This is a genomic window from Streptomyces cynarae (genome assembly GCF_025642135.1).
In the GTDB taxonomy this organism is placed as follows: domain Bacteria; phylum Actinomycetota; class Actinomycetes; order Streptomycetales; family Streptomycetaceae; genus Streptomyces; species Streptomyces cynarae.
Window position 1 is genome coordinate 6,974,468 of the sequence record NZ_CP106793.1, and the last position, 19,322, is coordinate 6,993,789.

Genomic DNA, 19,322 nt, shown 5'->3' on the forward strand with positions numbered 1-19,322 from the left:
TGGCCCGCCATGCCACCCGTCCCCATCCCTCCCCGTCCGTCCCCATGCCCGCCCCCGGTCCCTACCGAGCCCTGACCTGCGACGTCGATCAGCGGTCGGCTGGTTCCTCCTCCTCAAGCGCGGCACGATGATCGCGCATCACGTCCGCGAGGAGATCACCCTGGAGGAGCTGACACGCCAGATGGCGGGCGGTGAGGAGCTGGACGATCTGCGCCACGAACTGGAACGCGCCCGGTAGGGGGCGCCCCCGCAGAACACCGTCCAAGGCCCCAGCGCGGCGAAGGGGCCCACGGTGCAGGCCAACGCGTGCGTGCGGCAGAATCGGGCCGGTGAGCACCTACCGCGACTTCACCCACCGCGGCTCCGCCCGGGCCACCGTCCTGCGGACCGTCGGCACGCGCGAGCGCCGTTCCCATCTGTCGGCGCCGCGCGTCCCCACGGTCGGCATCGACATCGGCGGCACGAAGGTGATGGCCGGCGTCGTCGACGCCGACGGCAACATCCTGGAGAAGCTCCGCACCGAGACGCCCGACAAGTCCAAGAGTCCCAAGGTCGTCGAGGACACCATCGTCGAGCTCGTCCTGGACCTCTCCGACCGGCACGACGTGCACGCCGTCGGCATCGGCGCGGCCGGCTGGGTGGACGCGGACCGCAACCGCGTCCTGTTCGCCCCGCACCTGTCCTGGCGCAACGAGCCCCTGCGCGACCGTCTCGCCGAGCGGCTCGCCGTCCCGGTCCTGGTCGACAACGACGCGAACGCCGCCGCCTGGGCCGAGTGGCGCTTCGGCGCAGGCCGCGGCGAGGACCACCTCGTCATGATCACCCTCGGCACCGGCATCGGCGGCGCCATCCTGGAGGACGGCCAGGTCAAGCGCGGCAAGTACGGGGTCGCGGGCGAATTCGGCCATATGCAGGTCGTGCCCGGCGGTCACCGCTGCCCGTGCGGCAACCGCGGCTGCTGGGAGCAGTACAGCTCCGGCAACGCCCTGGTCCGCGAGGCCCGGGAGCTGGCCGCCGCCGACTCCCCGGTGGCGTACGGGATCATCGAGCACGTCAAGGGCAACATCTCCGACATCACCGGCCCGATGATCACCGAGCTGGCCCGCGAGGGCGACGCCATGTGCGTCGAGCTGCTCCAGGACATCGGCCAGTGGCTCGGCGTCGGCATCGCGAACCTGGCGGCCGCCCTGGACCCGTCCTGCTTCGTGATCGGCGGCGGCGTCAGCGCAGCCGACGACCTGCTGATCGGCCCGGCCCGGGACGCCTTCAAGCGCCACCTCACCGGCCGCGGCTACCGCCCCGAGGCGCGTATCGCCCGCGCGCAACTGGGCCCCGAGGCCGGCATGGTCGGCGCCGCGGACCTCGCCCGGCTGGTGGCCCGCCGCTTCCGGCGCGCCAACCGGCGCCGGGTGGAGCGGTACGAGCGCTACGAGCGGTACGCGGAGTCCCGCCGCACCACCAAGGGACTGCTGTGACGGCCGCCGCCTCACTGCCGCGCCAGTCGTCACCCCCGGGTGAGCCGCCGCGCCCGCCGGAGGACCGTCGGCGCACGATCCGCCGCCGGGCGCTGACCCTCCTGATCATCGTGCTGCTCATCGGCGTGCCCGCCGGGTACCTGATCATCTCCGCCAACCAGTCCCGCAACAGCGGCAAGGACAAGGAGGCGAAGTACGCGGCGACCGGCCTCGTCCCCGGCTGGCCCTCGCAGGTGCAGCGCCGCCTCTACCAGGTGTGGATCCCGCGGGACGCGACGAAGGTCGCGTCGTACGAGACGAACAACTGGAAGACCAGCCGGCTGTACGTGCAGTTCACCACCAGCGACGACGGACTGAACCGGTTCCTGTCGACCCTCAAGGCCGCCCGGTCCTCGCTGAAGGCGAACGACATCGCCATCAGCACGCGCGACCAGCACGTCGTCAGCTGGTCCTTCACCGGACAGGGCCCCTGGTACGGCCTGACCCATGCGCAGAAGAACCCGGCCCCCACGTTGGACGTCGTCGTGAACACGTCCCAGCCGCAGCACCCGACGGTGTACGTGGTGTCGCGGACCATCCCCTGACGGATGATCCCCGACCGGTCCCGGACCGACGGCCCCTGACGGGCCCGCCCCCGCAGGGTCCGGCCGGCGGCCGGACCCGATTGTCAGACCCCGCCCGTAGAGTCGAAGACGACTGATACGAACGAGCGGCGGGAGGTGACCGGACGTATGGCGGAGCAGGTGGCCGAGGCGGCAGCGCCCGGACGGGCGCCCGCATGGGAGAGTCTGGCCGCGGTCTTCCTGCCCGCGCCGCTGCCCCGCCGGAGCCGGGTGGCATTCTGGGACCCGGACGGCGGCCCGCTGCCGTCGGACGGCACCGAGGACCTGACGGTCGTCCGGCCGCACGGATCCGGAGCACGCAGAAGCACCGTGCCGGCCGTGACCCTGCCCCTCACCGAGGCCCTGCCGCTGCTCGCGCGAGCCCGCCGCGCCCCCGCCGCCCACCCCGCGACCGCCTGCTGGGGCGCGGCCGCCCTGCACGCCCTGCGGCTCGTCGCTCGCGGGCGGCTGCTCCCCGGGCTCACCCCGGACGGACACGACGCGTGGCGGGCGGGGCCCCTGGAGCCGGACGACATCACCCACCTCAGGGCCATCGCCGCCGCCCTGCCGTACGAAGGCCATGCCGTCCCGCTCCCCGCCAAGGGCCCCCTGCTGCTGCCCGAGCCCGAGGCCCTCGTCCGGTCCTTCCTGGACGCGGTCGCGGACACCCTGCCGCGCACCCCGGCCGCCGCCCACACCGCGGGCAGGCCGTTCGCCGCCCAGGAGCCGCAGCCGCTGCCCGATGCGCACGAGTGGGCCGCCGAGGTCGCCGCGGGCATGGACGCGGGCGTGCGGATCTCGCTGCGCCTGGACCTGTCGGCGTACGACCTGTTCGACGGCGGCGAGGAGCGGGCCGCGCCGGGGCGGCGGTCGTGCAGGTGCACAGCCTCGCCGACCCGACGCTGGTCGTGGACGCCGCCGCACTGTGGGCCGGTGAGGCGGACGCGGCCTTCGGCCCCCGCGCGCGCGTCGACGCGGCCCTCGCGGTCCGCCGCGCGGCCCGGGTCTGGCCCCGCTGGACCGGCTCGCCGAACAGGACGTGCCGAGCGTCCTGGCGTTGTCCGAGGACGAGTTGAGCGACCTGCTGGGCGTCGCCGCCACCCGGCTGGGCGCGGCCGGCGTCGCGGTGCACTGGCCCCGGGACCTGGCACACGACCTGACCGCGACGGCGGTCGTACGCCCGGCGCCCGGCTCGGCGACCGACGGCACCGGCTTCATGGAGAGCGAGGAACTGCTGCGGTTCCGCTGGCAGTTGGCGCTCGGCGGTGATCCGCTCAGCGAGGCCGAGATGGACGCTCTCGCGGAGGCCCACCGTCCGGTCGTCCGGCTGCGCGACCGGTGGGTGCTGGTCGACCCGGCGCTCGTCCGCAAGGCCCGCAAGCGGGAGTTGGGTCTGCTCGACCCGGTGGACGCGCTCGCCGTCGCCCTCACCGGCACCGCGGACGTCGACGGCGAGACGGTTCAGGCCGTGCCGGCCGGCGCGCTGGCCGCACTCCGGGACCGGCTCACGGCCGGCATCGGCCCGGTGGATCCGCCCCCGGGCCTCACCGCCCGGCTCCGGGACTACCAACTGCGCGGCCTGGCCTGGCTGGACCTCATGACCTCCCTCGGCCTCGGCGGCTGCCTCGCCGACGACATGGGGCTCGGCAAGACGGTCACCGTCATCGCGCTGCATCTGCGCCGGGCGCGCCGCGAACCCACGCTGGTGGTCTGCCCGGCGTCCCTGCTCGGCAACTGGCAGCGGGAGATCACCCGGTTCGCGCCCGGAGTCCCGGTCCGCCGCTTCCACGGCCCGGAGCGGACCCTGGACGACATGGACGGCGGATTCGTCCTGACCACGTACGGCACGATGCGGACTGCGGCACCCCGGCTGGCCGAACAGACCTGGGGCCTGGTCGTCGCCGACGAGGCACAGCACGTCAAGAACCCCTACTCCGCGACGGCGAAGGCACTGCGCACCATCCCGTCCCCGGCCCGCGTCGCCCTCACCGGCACACCCGTGGAGAACAACCTCTCCGAACTGTGGGCCCTACTGGACTGGACGACCCCCGGACTGCTCGGCCCCCTGAAGTCCTTCCGCGCCCGGCACGCGCGGGCGGTGGAGACCGGTGAGGACCCTCAGGCGGTGGAGCGGCTGGCCCGCCTGGTCCGTCCCTTCCTGCTGCGGCGCAAGAAGTCCGACCCGGGCATCGTTCCCGAGCTCCCGCCGAAGACCGAGACGGACCACCCCGTCCCGCTCACCCGCGAGCAGGCCGCGCTCTACGAGGCGGTCGTACGGGAGTCGATGCTGGCGATCGAGACCGCGGAGGGCATCGCACGGCGGGGCCTGGTCCTGAAGCTCCTGAGCGCGCTCAAGCAGATCTGCAACCACCCTGCCCTCTACTTGAAGGAGGACGCGGGGACCGCCACGGGCCTCATCGCCAGGTCCGGCAAACTCGCCCTGCTGGACGAACTGGTGGACACCCTGCTGTCCGAGGACGGCTCGGCGCTGGTCTTCACGCAGTACGTCGGCATGGCCCGCCTGATCACCACGCACCTGGCCTCCCGCGCGGTGCCCGTCGACCTGCTGCACGGAGGCACGCCGGTGCCCGACCGCGAGCGGATGGTGGACCGCTTCCAGAGCGGCGCGACCCCGGTCCTGGTGCTCTCCCTCAAGGCGGCGGGCACCGGCCTGAACCTCACCCGCGCGGGCCATGTCGTCCACTTCGACCGCTGGTGGAACCCGGCGGTGGAGGAACAGGCCACGGACCGCGCCTACCGCATCGGCCAGACCCAGCCGGTCCAGGTGCACCGTCTGATCACGGAGGGCACGGTCGAGGACCGCATCGCGGAGATGCTCCAGGCCAAGCGCGCGCTGGCGGACGCCATCCTGGGCTCGGGCGAGTCGGCCCTCACGGAACTGACGGACCGCGAGCTGGCGGACCTGGTGTCCCTGAGGAGGACGGCATGAACGGGGCGGCGGAGGAACGCCCCCGGGCGAGCGGGGAACCGAGCGGCGACCGCGCGACGCGTCCCGCCGACGCGGCCCGCCGTGCGCTGCGCGCGGCACGGGAGCGCGAACGGCTCGACGGTGAGGCGGAGGGCGTGGAGGCTTCTGCCGGGGCCGAGCTTTCCCCCGGGGCCGCGCCTTCCCCTGGGGCCGCGCCTTCTGTCGAGGCCGAGCCTTTCGTCGGGGGAGCGGACGTCGCCCTCCCCGGGCCGGAGGCGAAGCCGGCGACCCCCGGCCGGGCGATGCGGCGCGCGCGGCGCTGCGACGGGCGAACGCGGAGCGTCGTAGTACCCGGCGGGCGGACGAGCCGGGGGAGGAGCCGAAGGAGGGAGAACCGGCGGCAGCGCCGGAGGCCGCAGCACTACCGGCCACAGCGCCACCGGCCGTCGGGCGGGACACCGCGTCCGCCACACGGCCCGGCGACATCGCACGCGAGGCGTTGCGGACGGCACGGAAGGAGGCGGAACGGGAACGCACGGAGAGCCGCGCCACGGCGGCCGAGGTAGGGCGCCGATCCGGCAACCCGGGGCCGGCCCGCTCCCAGAAGGGCGCCGCCGAGCCGTCCGGCACCGAGGAGACCCCCGCCCGCCGAGGAGCCGTCGCCGCATCGAGGACGACAGGTGCTCGGCGTCGCCGCAGCACTCGTCCTCCGGCGGTCGGCAGCCAGGCGCGGGACGTACGGGCGCTCCTCGCCGGTGCCTTCGAACTGCCGGCGTCTGCGGTACCGCGGAGCGGGAGCGCGTCCGCCGCGCGGGAGCCCGGCGAGCGGCGCGGGACGCCCTCGCCGCGCGCGACACCCAACCCGCCCACACGGCCGCGACAGGGCACACCCGAACCGTCCGCGAGGCCCCCGGTGCGCCGCCCGCCGAGCCCACGGTCACCCCCGCTACCCGCGCTCCATGGCCGCCCCCGGCCGTGACGGCGAGCTGCGGCGCACCTTCGAGGCGCTCCCCGCCCGTCCGGTGCGTGACCGCGACCGCTTCGCCGAGACGTGGTGGGGCAACGCCTGGGTGTCCGCGCTGGAGGAAGGGGCCCTCGACGCGGCACGCCTGGCGCGGGGGAGGGCGTACGCGGGGCGGGGGAACGTGGACTCCATCACCGTCACCCCGGGGCTCGTGGTGGCGTACGTGCAAGGCAGCCGGCCCCGGCCGTACCGCGTGCAGGTGCGGCTCAGGACGTTCTCCGACGAGGAGTGGGACCTCTTCCTGGACGCCGCCGCCGAGCGGCCCGCGCACATCGCCGCGCTGCTGGACAAGCAGATGCCGCAGTCCCTCGCCGAGTGCGGAGTCCGCCTGCTCCCCGGCGCCGGAGACCTCGAACCCCACTGCAACTGCCCCGACTTCGGCCACCCCTGCAAGCACGCGGCCGCCGTCTGCTACCAGACCGCCCACCTGCTCGACCGCGACCCCTTCGTCCTGCTCCTGCTGCGCGGCCGCGGCGAGCGCGACCTGCTCGACGCCCTGTCGCGGCGCAACGCGGCCCGCGCGGCCCGGGCCGACCGGGACCGCAAGCCCGCCCCCGCCCCCGGCATACGCGCCCGGGACGCCCTGGCCCGCCGCACCCGGCCACCGCTCCCCGCGCTCCTGCCCCCGCCCGCCCATCCCGAGCAGCCACCGATCTACCCGGACGCCCCCGGCGGCCCCGACTCGTTCGCGCTGGATCAACTCGCCACGGACGCCGCCGCCCGCGCGCACGCCCTGCTGACCACCGGGCACGACCCGGTCGGGGAACTGACGCTGTGGCAGGACGCGGTACGGCTCGCCGCCGCCCGCCCCGGCTCGGGGCTCACCGCCGGAAGCCGGGCGCTGTACGCGTCGCTGGCCGCCGCCACCGGGCGGACACCGGCCGACCTGGCGCGGGCGGTCGCCGCCTGGCGGCAGGGCGGAAGGGAAGCCCTCGCCGTACTGGAGGAGCCCTGGGACCCTCCGGCCGGCCGTTTCGACCGCGCCCGCCCCCTGCTCCTGGCCGCGGACCTGCCCGCCTTCCGCCCGTGGCACAACCGCCTCACCCACCCCGACGGCCATGTCCAGCTCCGTCTCGGCCAGGACGGCCTGTGGTACGCGTACGAGTCGGAACCGGGCCGCGACGACTGGTGGCCCCGGGGCACCCCGGACCCGGACCCGGTCGGCGCCCTGACCGGACTCGGGGCGCCGGGGGAGGGCTGACAGGGCGTCCTGGGATCAGTCGGTGCCCGCTGAAACGGCGGCGGTCGCCGAAGCCACCCGCCTCGTGCAGAAGATGACCAGCACCTCATCTACCACCACTCCCGGCGCGTTTTCGTCTTCGGTGTCATTCATGCGCGCAGGCTCGGTCCGGAGCCCGACCCGGAGCTTCTCCACCTGTCCGCCATGTTTCATGACACCGGCCTCATGACGCCGTTCTCCGGCCTGGAGCAGCGCTTCGAGGTCGATGGAGCCGACCACGCACGTAAGTTCATGCTCGACCACGGTTTCCCCAGCACGGCCGCCGACGTGGTGTGGACGGCGATCGCGCTGCACACGACCCCCGAAATTCCCGGGCGGATGGGCCCGGAGATCGCCATCACGAATTTCGGCGTCCTGACCGACGTGCTGGGTCTGGGTCTGGACGAGCTGGATCGCAGCCAGGTGGACGAGATCACCGCCGTCCATCCGCGGGGCGACTTCAAGGCCGAGTTGATCAAGAGGGCGTAAAAGACGACGCGAGAAACGCGTGAGTCGCCCTTGCGACGGGCGTCGTCCACACCCGGACGGGCCACTACACCCGGACGGGCCACTACACCTGGACGGGCCACTACACCTGGACGGGCCACTACACCCGGACGGGCTACCTCGCCTCCCTGATGAATACGCAGACGGGCGACGGATGAATGCGCGGGCAGGTGAAGTCGATCATGCGAAACGGCATACATGTACCTGCTGCGTCTTCCCGATGACGAGCCGCTGCCAGCCCTGTGTGTGAGGGCTGCGCGCTCGAGTCGCCCCTCCCAGTAAGGACCTGTATGCAAGCCATCACTGTGCGAGACCGTGACGCCGGTCTTGGCGGGATGTCCTTGACGGACATGCCCTACCCCCATGCGGCCGAGAACGACGTCATCGTGCGGGTGCACGCCGCCGGCTTCACCCGTGGCGAGCTGGACTGGCCAGCCACGTGGACCGATCGCGCCGGCCACGACCGGACGCCGAGCGTGCCCGGGCACGAGCTGTCGGGTGTCGTCGTGGAGCTGGGGTACGGCACCACCGGCCTGAGCGTCGGACAGCGGGTGTTCGGCCTGGCCGACTGGGCCCGCAACGGCAGCCTCGCCGAGTACACCGCGGTGGAGGCCCGCAACCTGGCCCCGCTGCCGGCCGACATCGACCACACCGTGGCAGCCGCGCTGCCGATCTCCGGGCTCACCGCCTGGCAGGGCCTGTTCGACCACGGCCGTCTGACCACGGGTCAGACCGTCCTGATCCATGGTGCCGCGGGCGGCGTCGGCTCGATCGCGGTGCAGCTCGCCCGCGAGGCCGGCGCCCGCGTCATCGGCACCGGCCGGGCCTCCGACCGGGACAGGGCGCTCGCCCTGGGCGTCGACACCTTCATCGACCTGCAGACCGAGAAGCTGGAGGACGCCGGCGAGGCCGACGTCGTGTTCGACGTGATCGGCGGCGACATCCTCGACCGCTCGGCCGCCCTGGTCCGCCGCGGTGGCACGCTCGTCACCATCACCATGCCGCCCAAGGTCCAGCCCAAGGACGGACGGGCGGTCTTCTTCGTCGTCGAACCCGACCGCGCCCGGCTCACCGATCTCGCCGCGCGGCTGAGGGACGGCCGGCTCAAGCCGGTCGTCGGTGCCGTGCGGCCGCTCGCCGAAGCACCCTCCGCGTTCGCCCCCGGCAAGCACACCCCGGGCAAGACGATCGTCCGCGTCACGGAAGACCGAACAGGAGACCGATCATGATCGGAATGCGGATCGCCGGCGGCTTGCTGGCCGTGGCCACGCTGGCCGCGGCCACGGCGTGCTCGACCTCGAACCAGCCTGCCCGCGCCAAGAGGCCGACCGCGGCCGCGGCATCGCCTGCGGCCATGGCATCGACGCCCCCCACCGAAACCCTCGAGCCGCTGCTCCAGCAAGCACTTCCGAATGTGAAGGGCAAGACGTTCACCTCGATGATCGTCGACTTCCCGCCCAACGCACGCGCGATGCCGCACCGGCACGGCCAGGCGTTCGTCTACGCCTACGTCCTCGAAGGCACCCTGCGCAGCCAGCTCGACGGCAAGCCCGTCAGCACCTACCACCAGGGCGAGAACTGGGTCGAGCAGCCGGGCGCCCACCACGTCCTCACCGAGAACACCAGCCCGACCGAACGGGCCAGGCTCCTGGTGGTCTACGTCTCCAACACCGGAGCAAAGCTCAAGGTCGACGACCCGAAGTCGTAGCCCCGGGGCACCCAGCGGGCGGTAACACTCTTCACGAACCCCGCCCCTGCCGGCGCTGCGGGACGTGCTGGGCTTCGGCGTGACGCTGCTGCTCGCCGAGGCCGTGTGGCGGATCGGACAGCACTGCCTGAACCGCCACACGGCCTCGGCTTGGAATGCCTACTTGTCGACCAGGGAAATGTGGTGCTCGTTGTAGCGGTCGCCCTTAACACCGATCCGGTCGGCGAGTGCGTTCAGGTCGGCCAGGTCGTCGGCGGAGAGGGGCAGTCGCGTGGCGCCGGTGTTCTCCTCGATGCGGGACAGGCGGCGTGTTCCGGGGATCGACACGATCGACGGGTGCTGGGCGAGGAGCCAGGCGAGGGCGACCTGTCCGGGTGTGGCGCCCTTGTTCTGGGCAAGTGCGGCGACATGCTCCACGAGAGCCTGGTTCGCCGCCCGGTTCTCCGCGGTGAACCGGGGGATGGACGTGCGGACGTCGCCGTCCGTGAACGCCGTGGACGCGTCCACCGTCCCGTTCAGGAAACCCTTGCCGAGCGGACTGAACGGCACGAACCCGATGCCGAGTGCCGCGCAGGTCGGCAGAACCTCCGGTTCGGGGTCCCGGGTCCACAGCGAGTACTCGCTCTGCACCGCGGTCACCGGGTGCACCGAGTGGGCGCGGCGGATGGTCTGCGCACTGGCCTCCGAGAGCCCGAAGCAGCGCACCTTGCCCTCTTGGACCAGCTCTCCCACCGTGCCGGCGACGTCTTCGACCGGTACCTCCGGGTCGACGCGATGCTGGTGGAACAGGTCGATCCTCAACGTGAGGTGGCACCGACGTGGGAGCCGACCACCGCGACCAGGACGGTGACGCCGATCGCGGCGGAGATCAGGCGGCATGTCCGGGGACGTCGCGCGATGCGCGGGCGCGGCGCGCGAGCCAGGCGCAGTCTGGATGGTCGAGGTGGGTTGCCGCACAACGAGACCATTTCGCCCGTCGAGGGTGCGGCAGTACTGGAAGCTCTGTTCCACCAGTCCCCGACCGGGTCCGGTGGGTGACGTGCGCGCTCGTCAAGGATCGTTGGCGGTCGGTGGCGGTGGTGGTGGTTGTTGTACTTCACTGCTGTACTGCACTGGATCGTTCCCCTAGGCCAGAAGTGCTGCGTGACCGCATATCGAAGGACATCGAGACGCCTCACTCATCACAGGTCGATTGGTCAGCCGATGCCGCTGTGCCGTCAGCGGGTTGACGTTTGATTGAGATCAAGGCGGCGTCGTCGTCGAGTCGGCCGCCGACGTGGTTGAGAAGGTCGCCGCGGAGGTGGTTGAGGAGTGCCGTGGGATGGCGGTGGTTCTGGTGGGTGAGTCGTTTGGCGAGCGGGTAGAACTCGCCGTCGGTATTGCGGGCTTCGATGGCACCGTCGGTGTAGAGGAGGAGGATGTCTTCGGCGCGTAGGGCGAAAGTGTCGAGGTGAAAGGTGGTTTGCACCAATGCGCCCAGTCCCAGCGGGGGCGCGGGTTGGCCGGCTTCCAGGGTCACGACGTCGTGCGCTCGTAGGAGTAGCGGTGGGGGGTGTCCGCAGGTGACGCTCCGCACGAGGGGCTCGGCGTCGGGGATTTCGAGGAGAGTGGCGGTGACGAACGCCTCTTCGGTCTGTTCGGGGCTCACTGCTTCGGATGCGTTGCTGCGGACACTTGAATCCAGGTAGGCGGCGAGTTCCGGCAGCGTGGTCAGCCGGCGGGCGGCGTCGCGGAACGTGCTGATGGTGTGGGCGGCGATGCCGACCGCCGCCAGGCCCTTGCCCCGAACATCGCCGATGATCAACCGTGTCCCAGTGGGCGTGCGCACGGCGGCGTAGAGATCTCCGCCGATGCGTGCTTCATCCTCTGCCGCCAGGTACGTCGAGGCCAGGCGAAGGGGGCCGAGTCGGTGGGGGAGGGGAGGCAGTATGGCGCGTTGCGCGGCCTCGGCGACTGCGCGCAGCTGGACCAGCTTTCGCTGTCCGTGTTCCGTCAGGTACCGGGCGATCACGACGGCCACCGAGGTCGCAATGAGGGCAGCCGCCTGTGGCGGGTTCACCGATTGGCGGACCAGGAAGACGGCCAGCAAAGCCGACACAGCCATGATTGCGACAAGTGAGGTCACCCGGGAGCTCGCGTACCAGCAAGTGAGTACAGGCACCATGATCAGCAAGTCGCCGAGATGCACTGCGCCAGGCACCTGCAGATCGATGAGCGTGATCGCCAGAATGAACAGCAAGGCGACTGTCAGCACGGATCGTGGTTGCGGCAAGGTGCGCGAGTGAACGAGTGACGGCCTAGCTCGGTGATGCATCAGGTGTGGCTCCTGCACGCAACCTGGAGCCGTACACGCAGGGTCGCGCAACGTGAATGCCATGTGCTCTCCATCTGGATCATATCGTCGGTTCTGATGGTTCCATCAATTAAAACGGACATATATGGGCATGCAAGGTCATGTGCGGCAGGTCACAAGCATTGTGGATGCCGGCCGGGCTTGATCAGGGCAAGTCTCCGCCGCTGGGTGACGACTGACCCGCCGTCCCTCGTGGTGCACGGTGCCGAGCGGTCGACGTAGCGACTTTGGCCGTGCCACCTGGTCCGTGCATCCATCGGCTCCCGGATGCAGGACCTCGCCACTTCCCAGCAGTGGCTGGCGAATGCTCTGCAGCACCCAAAGCAGGGACGCTGTCGCCGAACTGAGCGGAGGCATTCAATCTGCTGCGCGAACCGTCCCAGCTGTCGCAGGGCTGTCGGGCGTTGTTCCGGGCGCTCCTCCCGCGGGCCGACCTGTCGGCGTGACCGCAGGAACCGCGATCTCCTGATCGCAGCAGGAGCGGTGCTCGGCCGGCAGGTGATGCGTCAGCGGCTCGTGTCGGCGTCGCCGTCGTCATGGGAAGAACGCCGCGGTCTCCTGCCGCCCGGCGCGGAGTCGTCCCCTTGCTCTTGCAACAACTCAAGGAGTGCGGCATCTGCTCTTCTCTGATCTTCCTTCGTCAGCTCGACCGGTGCGTTGTTGTAGACGGTGTAGCGATCCGGATCGATGATGTTGGCGGCCCGCAGGGTGAACGTCAGCAGGCGGCGCCACCCCTTGCGGTGGCCGACTCTTGCTTGCAGCTGGACCTTGTAGTCACGGGCTTCCGGCATGAACCCGGAAAAGGGTGCCTCGAACTCGATGAAGAGTTGTTGCGCTTCTCTTCCGGGCACTACGAAGCCGGCCGGCAGTTTCGCATCCTCGTCCGGCCCCGGCTGAAGGCGGGACGGTGAGGACACCCACAGCAGCGGCAGGTGAGAAGGGGGCTCGTCGGGGAAGGTCAGGATGAGGTCTTGTACGACGATCGGCTTGGGGCCGGTGTTGTGAAGGACGAGCGGGAGCCGCAGACGGGCCGTGGACGAGTGAATGATCGCTGCGAAGGCGTGAGGCTCCCAGGTCTTCAGTCGCCCTTGCCTGGCGTTGAGCCACCAGAACGACGCGACGGTGAAGAGCAGGGCGCAGACCGACACCACGCCGGCGCCTGTGAGTGATGAGGACGCGGCCTGATCGGTCGCGGTCATCAGCGGAACCACAGATTCAGTGTGCCAGCGCCAACGTGGGCTCGCTAACAGGGCCAGGGTTCTGTGCCGCCTGCGCGCAGCAGACGGCTAGCACGACGCTCATGCCTGTCACGGGTGGCTGCTACGGCCATCCAACGTCACGAGCCGCCACCGGCAAGGAGCACGAGATACCAGGCGACCAGTGCCGCGCACGCCACGGCGGGGACGAGTTTCGGGGACCCGTCTCCTTTGCGCACGTGCGTGGTCACGGCACCGGCGAGGAGCAGAAGGAGGCCGAGGCCGGCCAGCTCTCCGAGCAGCGGCAGGACCGGGCCGGTCGCCACGCCGATGGCGCCCGCCAGCTCCAGCGCACCGATCAGCCGGTAGGCCGAGGTGGTGAAGCCGGCGTGGGCGGCCAGCTCGGGCATCGGGCCGAGGCCCATGATCTTGGCCACGCCCAGCAGGGCGAAGATCAGCACGATCAGACAGGCCAGGGCGGCGGAGAGGCTCATGAAACGTCCTTGACGGTGTGCGGGTGACGGGCCTGGCGGCGTTCGGCTCCCAGGCCGGCGAAGTAGGCGACGAGGTCCGGGTCGTCGACCGCCGAAGGGTTGAGGACCTGCTCGGCGGGGGCGCCCTGCAGCAGGCGCTTGACCGGTACCTCGAGTTTCTTGCCGGTTCTGGTGTGCGGGATGGCTGGTACGGCGAGGATCTCGTCGGGAACGTGGCGGGGTGAGGCGCCGGTGCGAATCGCGTCGCGGATCTTCTCGTGCAGGGCATCGTCCAGGACGTTCCCGTCCGCGAGGACGAGGAAGAGCGGCATCCAGTAGCCGCCGTCGGGTTCCTCCGCGCCGATGACGAGAGCCTCGGTGATCTCGGGGAGGCGTTCGACGATGTCGTGGATGTCGGCGCTGCCCAGGCGTACGCCGTTGCGGTTGAGGGTGGCGTCGGAGCGGCCGTGGACGATCACCGAGCCGTGACCGGTGAGCGTGATCCAGTCGCCGTGCCGCCACACACCCGGGTAGGCGGTGAAGTAGGCGTCGCGGTAGCGGCTGCCGTCAGGGTCGTTCCAGAAGTACAGCGGCATGGAGGGCATCGGGCGGGTAACGACCAGTTCGCCGACCTGGTCGACGACCGGCCGTCCCGCGCCGTCGTACGCCGCGAGCGCCACGCCGAGGTTGGGAGCCGACAGCTCACCCGCCCACACCGGGGTGGTGGGGGCGCTGCCGGCGAAGGCGGAGACGACGTCGGTACCGCCGCTGGTGGAGGCCAACTGGATGCCTGCGCCGACGTGGTCGCGGACCCAGTGGTAGGCGGATGCGGGCAGGGTGGAGCCGGTGCTGCCGATGGCGCGGACGGCCGCCAGGTCGTGCACGGAGGGTTCGATGCCCAGCTTGGCCATGGCCAGCAGGTACTGGGGGCTGGTGCCGAAGACGGTGACCCTGTGGCGGGCTGCCAGCTCCCACAGGACGTCCGGGCGCGCCACCGGCGCGGGGCTCCCGTCGTAGGTGCAGGTGGTGGCGCCGGTCAGCAGGGTGGAGACGACGAGGTTCCACATCATCCAGTGGGTGGTGGTGTACCACAGCAGGCGGTCGCCGACGCCCAGGTCGCTGTGCAGGCCCAGGGTCTTGAGGTGCTCCAGCAGGACGCCGCCGTGGCCATGGACAATGCCCTTGGGCAGGCCGGTGGTGCCGGAGGAGAAGACGATCCACAGCGGGTGGTCGAACGGCACCGGAGTGATCCCGAGGTACTCGGTGCGGCCGGCCGCGTCCTCCCAGGGAACCGTCAGGCCCGCGGCCCGGGTCTCGGACCACGCAAGGCCCAGGTGATCCACGACAACCGTGGCCTTGAGCGTGGGAAGGGCGTCGGCCAGGTCGAGGGAAGCGGCGCGGCGATCGTGGCGGGTGCCGTTGAAGAGGTAGCCGTCCGCCGTGATGAGCACCGTGGGTTCGAGCTGGGCGAAGCGGTCGGCGGCGGCCTTGGGCGCGTAGTCCTGGCCGCACACCGACCACACCGCGCCCAGGCTGGCCGCGGCGAGGAAGGCGATGACGGCGTGGGGCGTGTTGGGCAGGTAGCCGACCACCCTGTCGCCCTGTCCGACGCCCAGGTCGCGCAGGGTGGCGGCGACGGAGGCGACCTGGGCGCGCAGCTGTCGTCCCGTGATCTCGTAGGCGGCTCCCGTCTCGTCCAGCGCGGTGATCGCGGGTGCGTCCGGGTGCAGGGTGCGCAGGGCGTGGTGGGCGTAGTTGAGGGTGGCGCCGGGGAACCAGCGGGCGCCGGGCATGGTCTCCTCGGCCAGCGCCCGCTCGTACGGTGTGGCGGCGTCGATGTCGAAGTACTCCCACACCGCGGCCCAGAAGCCTTCCAGGTCGGTGACGGACCAGTGGTGCAGGGCCTGGTAGTCGGTGGGGTCCTGGATGCCGTCGGCGCCCTGGTGACGGGCGGCCCAGCGGGCGAAGTCCGCGATGCGGCTGTCGGCGGCCGCTTGGGGGTCGGGCGGAAGGAAGGGCTCCGGACAAGGCGTGGCGTGCGGGGTGGTCATGGTCTGGTGTTCCTCGTCAGGGTGCGGGCGGGGCTTCGGCGGGGCGGCGGGCCGTGTGCAGCAGGGGAGCCCAGGCGGCGGCGTCGGTGAATTCGCCGGTGCCAGTGGGGACGGTGTCCAGTACGACGCGGTCGGGGCGCAGCAGGGCGGCGTCCGCCCGGCCGCGTGCCAGCCAGGCGGCCAGCGTGCCGTCGTCGTCCAGGTCGCCGACATGGATCACGGATGCACCCAGGGCCGTGGCCACGTCCGTCATCCGTGCTGCGGGCGGCACGGCGGTCAGTACGGCGAAGGAGTCCCCGAGGATGTCGTCGAGGCGCTCTCGCCTGCCGTCGACGATCACCCAGGGTTGTGGGCAGAAGGTGCCGGCCAGTGAGCGGCCGGTCAGCCGGGGGCGGCGTCGTACCAGCGGATTGGCGGTCAGTGCGGGGCTGAGGTCGCGGCTCACCGCCGCGGTCACGCCGGGGATGCGGCATGCCGCGCCCACCACGGCCCGGCGGAGGGCCGCACCGCGGTCCTGTCCCCCGGTCATGGCCCACCCGACGGCGACCGCTACACGGATCACATGGCGGGCGTGCGGCTTGCGCTCCTGCTGGTAGGTGTCCAGCAGACGGTCGTCCGCGCCCTGCTGAAGGACGCGGGCGAGTTTCCAGGTGAGGTTGCGGGCGTCGCGCAGGCCCGCGCACAGGCCCTGCCCGATGAAAGGCGGGGTGAGGTGGGCGGCGTCGCCCAGCAGGAAGACGCGTCCTCGGCGCCACCGGTTGGCCAGGCGGGCCCGGAAGGTGTACCGCGCCTGCCGGATCACCTCGAAGTCGTCGCCCCCGTGGGCGGCGGACGGCAGGTCGACCCAGGGGGCGACCAGCTCGTGCAGCTGTTCCAGCCCCTCCGGGCCGTCCGTGGACTCGCCCTCGGTCAGCCGGAACTCCCAGCGGTAGCGGTCCTCGCCGACTCGCATGAAGGTGGCCGGCCGGGTGGGGCAGCAAATCTGCTCGGCGCCTTCCCAGGTGCGCACCGGGAGGCTGGTGCGTACGTCGATGACCCGCCAGCTCTCCTCGAAGTGCAGGTCCTCCCACACGGCGCCGATGGCGTCGCGGGTGAGGCTGCCGGCGCCGTCGCAGCCGAGGACCGCATCGGCCCACACGTGCTCGTCCTCGTTGCTGCCGTCGCGGCGGAAGGTGACCCGGACCGGAGCCGTTCCGTCGGTGTCCTGGCTGACGGACACGACCTCCACCCCGCCCCGCAGCTCGCACTCGGGGCGACGGGCCAGGGCGTCGCGCAGCAGCCGTTCCAGCTCTGGCTGGTCGAACATGCTGGTCTGCGGGAAGCCGTGGTGGCCGTGCAGGGATCGTGGGAACTCGGCGATCACGCGGCGCCGGGCGTCCAGCAGCCGCAACCCGGGCGCCGGCCTGGCGAGGTTGGCGAACTCCTCGTGGACGCCGACGCTCTGCAGGATCCGGCGAACCTCGTCGTCCACGACGACGGCGCGCGGCAGGGGGTAAATATCCCGGTGGCGTTCGAGGAGCAGGCTGGGCACTCCGTGCCGGGCGAGCAGGAGCGCGGCCGTGACTCCTACGGGTCCCGCGCCGATGATCACTACCGGTCTCCGGGATGCGGCGCTCATGTCGCGTCCGCCACAGCGGTCCGCTGCTCGCCCAGGTCGATCCGCCCGTCGGGGGTGGCGATCGTGGCGGTGACGAGGTCGCCGTCGCGCAGGTACAGGGGGTTCCTGGCCTGGCCGTTGAAGAACGCCTTCCACTTCAGCGCGGGCGGCAGCAGCGCGGCGATCTTCTCGACCGGCTTGGGCGGGGCCTTCAGGGCCGTGCCGCCGGGCGTACCGGTCAGCAGCACGTCGCCCGGGTCGAGGGTCTGGAAACGGGCGAGCAGGGTGAGCGCCTGCGCGGGCCGCACGATCATGTCGGCCAGGGTGCGGTCCTGACGCGTTACACCGTTCACCGACAGCCGCAGTCGCAGGTCGATCAGACAGTCGAAGTCCTCCGGCTCCAGCAGGGCCAGGTACGGACCCGTCGGCGTGAAGGTCGGGTAGGACTTGCTCTCGTAGAACTGGGTCTTGGTCAGCTGGACGTCGCGGGCGCTGACGTCGTTGGTGAGGACGAGCCCGGCGACGTACGAAGGAAGGTCCTGCTCCTCCACAACCGTGCCCACCGGGAGCGTCGCGCCCATGACGAGGCCCAGTTCGACTTCGTAGTCGAGGAAGTTCACGTGTGCCGGGCGGACGATCGTGTCGTGCGGGCCGCTGACCGAGCCGGACGCCTTGCGGAAGAAGGTGGGCGGTATGTCGCCCGTGAAGCCCGAGTCCTTGGCGTGGCTGCGGTAGTTGACCATCTGGGCGACCACCCGGCAGGGGGTGGTGACCGGGGGCAGCGCCACCAGGTCGGCGACGGGTGTGCCGCGCTCGCCGGAGGCGGCGGCCTCCCGGACGGCGGCACGGTCGGCGAGCAGTTCGGCGGTGGTGACCGCCTTGGTCTCGATGCGGACGGCGCGCTCGGTGGGGGTCCCCCCTGCTCGAGCGGAGTCGAGAGCCTGGGGGAGGACGGCCCACCAGCCGTCGGGGGTGCGCAGCACGTTGGTGCTCATGAGCTCATCGCTTTCATCAGGCCCAGCAGGCGTGCGGGGTCGAGTTCGTTGTCGTCGCGCAGGGCCGTCATGACCTCGCGGAGCTTGGCGGGGGAGGGACTGGTGCCCAGGAAGTCGCGGGTGACGGGCGGCCCCCACTGGGCCAGGCCGCTCGCCGACATCGGTGCCCATCCGGGTTCGAGGTCGCAGGAGAACAGGTCGCCGTCGGCGAAGTGCTCCAGCATGAAGCGGTCGGGGTCGCGCCAGTAGTCGAAGAGTTGGCTGCCCTGGATGTGTCGGCCGATGCCCCAGCTGCGCTGGTAGCCGCGCTCGGCCAGGTACTCGCCGCCGGCGGCGATCGCGTCGAGGTCGGTGACCTGGTAGGCCGAGTGGACGTAGCCGGTGCCCGGCCCGAGGTGCAGGGCGAGGGTGTGGTGGTCCACGGGCAGGCTGCCCTGGTCGCAGCGGATGAACGCCATGGTCGGCCCGCGCTGGCGCTGTCCGTCCAGGAACAGGAAGTCGGACACGATCATGCCAAGGGTGTCCAGGTACCAGTCCAGGGTGCGGGTGAACGTCCGCGTCTCCAGCACCACATGCCCGAGGCGCTGGATGCGGGACGGCTCACGGGGCGGGCGCTGGGTGGTGTTCGTACGACGGCCTTCGATGCCGGTGTTGAGGATCAGCGGCACCTGCCCGGGCAGCGCGGGCAGCGGTTCGGCGCAGTGCACCACCCGCACCGGGAGTCCCGAGGGATCGAACAGGGCGACCGACCGGCCGCCGCCGGGGACGTCGATGTCCCGGACGGTGTGTCCGACGGCGGCGGCCAGCCGGTCCACATCGGCCCGCTCGGCCGCGCGGAACGCCGGCCCGAGGAAGCGGGACGCCCGCCCACGCCGGATGACCATGCAGGGCGAGCCCGCGAACGTGCCGCGCAGCCACAGCTCCTGCTCGGTGCGTGCGGCGATCGCGAAGCCGAAGTCACGGGCGAACACCTCGGCCCGGTCCAGGTCGGGCTTCTCGAACTCCAGCCAGGCCAGGTCCGCCACTTTGATCACGGGATTCCGGGCTCGGCCGGGGTGTTCGCCGCGCAGGGCGCCCTGCTCACTGTGGAGGTCTTGGTGGGGCGTCAGAGGACCGCCCTTGTTAACGGGGATGTGGGACATGGTGTCCTCCAAGCAACACTGCCGTAATGATGAAATCATCAACTCTGCTGT

At 71.6% G+C, this 19,322-nt stretch carries 14 protein-coding genes and 2 pseudogenes; 8 read left to right on the top strand and 8 right to left on the bottom strand.

The window, feature by feature from the left end; genetic code table 11:
• Positions 1 to 103: 103 nt before the first annotated feature.
• The 8 genes and pseudogenes from N8I84_RS31665 to N8I84_RS31700 form a co-directional block, all read left to right on the top strand.
• A pseudogene (locus tag N8I84_RS31665) lies at positions 104 to 238 on the top strand (ATP-binding cassette domain-containing protein); the annotation flags it as partial.
• A 91-nt stretch (positions 239 to 329) separates the two neighbouring features.
• Positions 330 to 1,475 carry an ROK family glucokinase gene (locus N8I84_RS31670; protein WP_263232823.1) on the top strand — a complete coding sequence of 382 codons (1,146 nt, stop codon included), beginning with the start codon at positions 330 to 332 and terminating at the stop codon, positions 1,473 to 1,475.
• Positions 1,472 to 2,059 (top strand): sugar kinase, encoded by a 588-nt coding sequence (locus N8I84_RS31675; protein ID WP_263232824.1) that lies wholly within the window; start codon positions 1,472 to 1,474, stop codon positions 2,057 to 2,059. Before N8I84_RS31670 ends, N8I84_RS31675 begins: the two co-directional genes overlap by 4 nt.
• Positions 2,060 to 2,206: 147 nt before the next feature.
• Positions 2,207 to 5,027, top strand: a pseudogene (locus N8I84_RS31680) (DEAD/DEAH box helicase).
• A 938-nt stretch (positions 5,028 to 5,965) separates the two neighbouring features.
• Entirely contained in the window at positions 5,966 to 7,231 is a 1,266-nt protein-coding gene (locus N8I84_RS31685) for an SWIM zinc finger family protein (RefSeq protein WP_263232825.1), read from the top strand.
• A 126-nt stretch (positions 7,232 to 7,357) separates the two neighbouring features.
• On the top strand, positions 7,358 to 7,738 hold the full coding sequence (locus tag N8I84_RS31690) for an HD domain-containing protein (protein WP_263234945.1): 381 nt from the start codon (positions 7,358 to 7,360) through the stop codon (positions 7,736 to 7,738).
• 308 nt (positions 7,739 to 8,046) lie between these two features.
• A complete protein-coding gene (locus tag N8I84_RS31695) occupies positions 8,047 to 8,985 on the top strand; it encodes an NADP-dependent oxidoreductase (RefSeq protein ID WP_263232826.1) in 939 nt (312 codons plus the stop codon).
• Positions 8,982 to 9,464, top strand: a complete 483-nt coding sequence (locus N8I84_RS31700; protein WP_263232827.1) for a cupin domain-containing protein — start codon at positions 8,982 to 8,984, stop codon at positions 9,462 to 9,464. Before N8I84_RS31695 ends, N8I84_RS31700 begins: the two co-directional genes overlap by 4 nt.
• A gap of 159 nt (positions 9,465 to 9,623) precedes the next feature.
• Here the strand turns inward: N8I84_RS31700 and N8I84_RS31705 are convergent, their stop codons facing one another.
• From N8I84_RS31705 to N8I84_RS31740, 8 genes are all read right to left on the bottom strand, one after another.
• Positions 9,624 to 10,265, bottom strand: a complete 642-nt coding sequence (locus tag N8I84_RS31705) for an aldo/keto reductase (RefSeq protein WP_263232828.1) — start codon at positions 10,263 to 10,265, stop codon at positions 9,624 to 9,626.
• A gap of 373 nt (positions 10,266 to 10,638) precedes the next feature.
• Positions 10,639 to 11,718, bottom strand: coding sequence for a PP2C family protein-serine/threonine phosphatase (locus N8I84_RS31710; RefSeq protein WP_263232829.1), 1,080 nt, complete (start codon positions 11,716 to 11,718; stop codon positions 10,639 to 10,641).
• A gap of 605 nt (positions 11,719 to 12,323) precedes the next feature.
• Positions 12,324 to 13,016, bottom strand: a complete 693-nt coding sequence (locus N8I84_RS31715; RefSeq protein ID WP_263232830.1) for a hypothetical protein — start codon at positions 13,014 to 13,016, stop codon at positions 12,324 to 12,326.
• A 137-nt stretch (positions 13,017 to 13,153) separates the two neighbouring features.
• Entirely contained in the window at positions 13,154 to 13,507 is a 354-nt protein-coding gene (locus N8I84_RS31720) for a DoxX family protein (protein ID WP_263232831.1), read from the bottom strand.
• Positions 13,504 to 15,537, bottom strand: a complete 2,034-nt coding sequence (locus N8I84_RS31725) for an acetoacetate--CoA ligase (RefSeq protein WP_263232832.1) — start codon at positions 15,535 to 15,537, stop codon at positions 13,504 to 13,506. Before N8I84_RS31725 ends, N8I84_RS31720 begins: the two co-directional genes overlap by 4 nt.
• Before the next feature lie 16 nt (positions 15,538 to 15,553).
• Positions 15,554 to 17,155, bottom strand: coding sequence for a bifunctional 3-(3-hydroxy-phenyl)propionate/3-hydroxycinnamic acid hydroxylase MhpA (gene mhpA, locus N8I84_RS31730; protein WP_263232833.1), 1,602 nt, complete (start codon positions 17,153 to 17,155; stop codon positions 15,554 to 15,556).
• Positions 17,152 to 18,129, bottom strand: a complete 978-nt coding sequence (locus tag N8I84_RS31735; RefSeq protein ID WP_263232834.1) for a fumarylacetoacetate hydrolase family protein — start codon at positions 18,127 to 18,129, stop codon at positions 17,152 to 17,154. Before N8I84_RS31735 ends, mhpA begins: the two co-directional genes overlap by 4 nt.
• Positions 18,126 to 19,271: a VOC family protein gene (locus N8I84_RS31740; protein WP_263232835.1), complete on the bottom strand. Its 1,146-nt coding sequence runs from the start codon at positions 19,269 to 19,271 to the stop codon at positions 18,126 to 18,128. Before N8I84_RS31740 ends, N8I84_RS31735 begins: the two co-directional genes overlap by 4 nt.
• Positions 19,272 to 19,322: the final 51 nt, after the last annotated feature.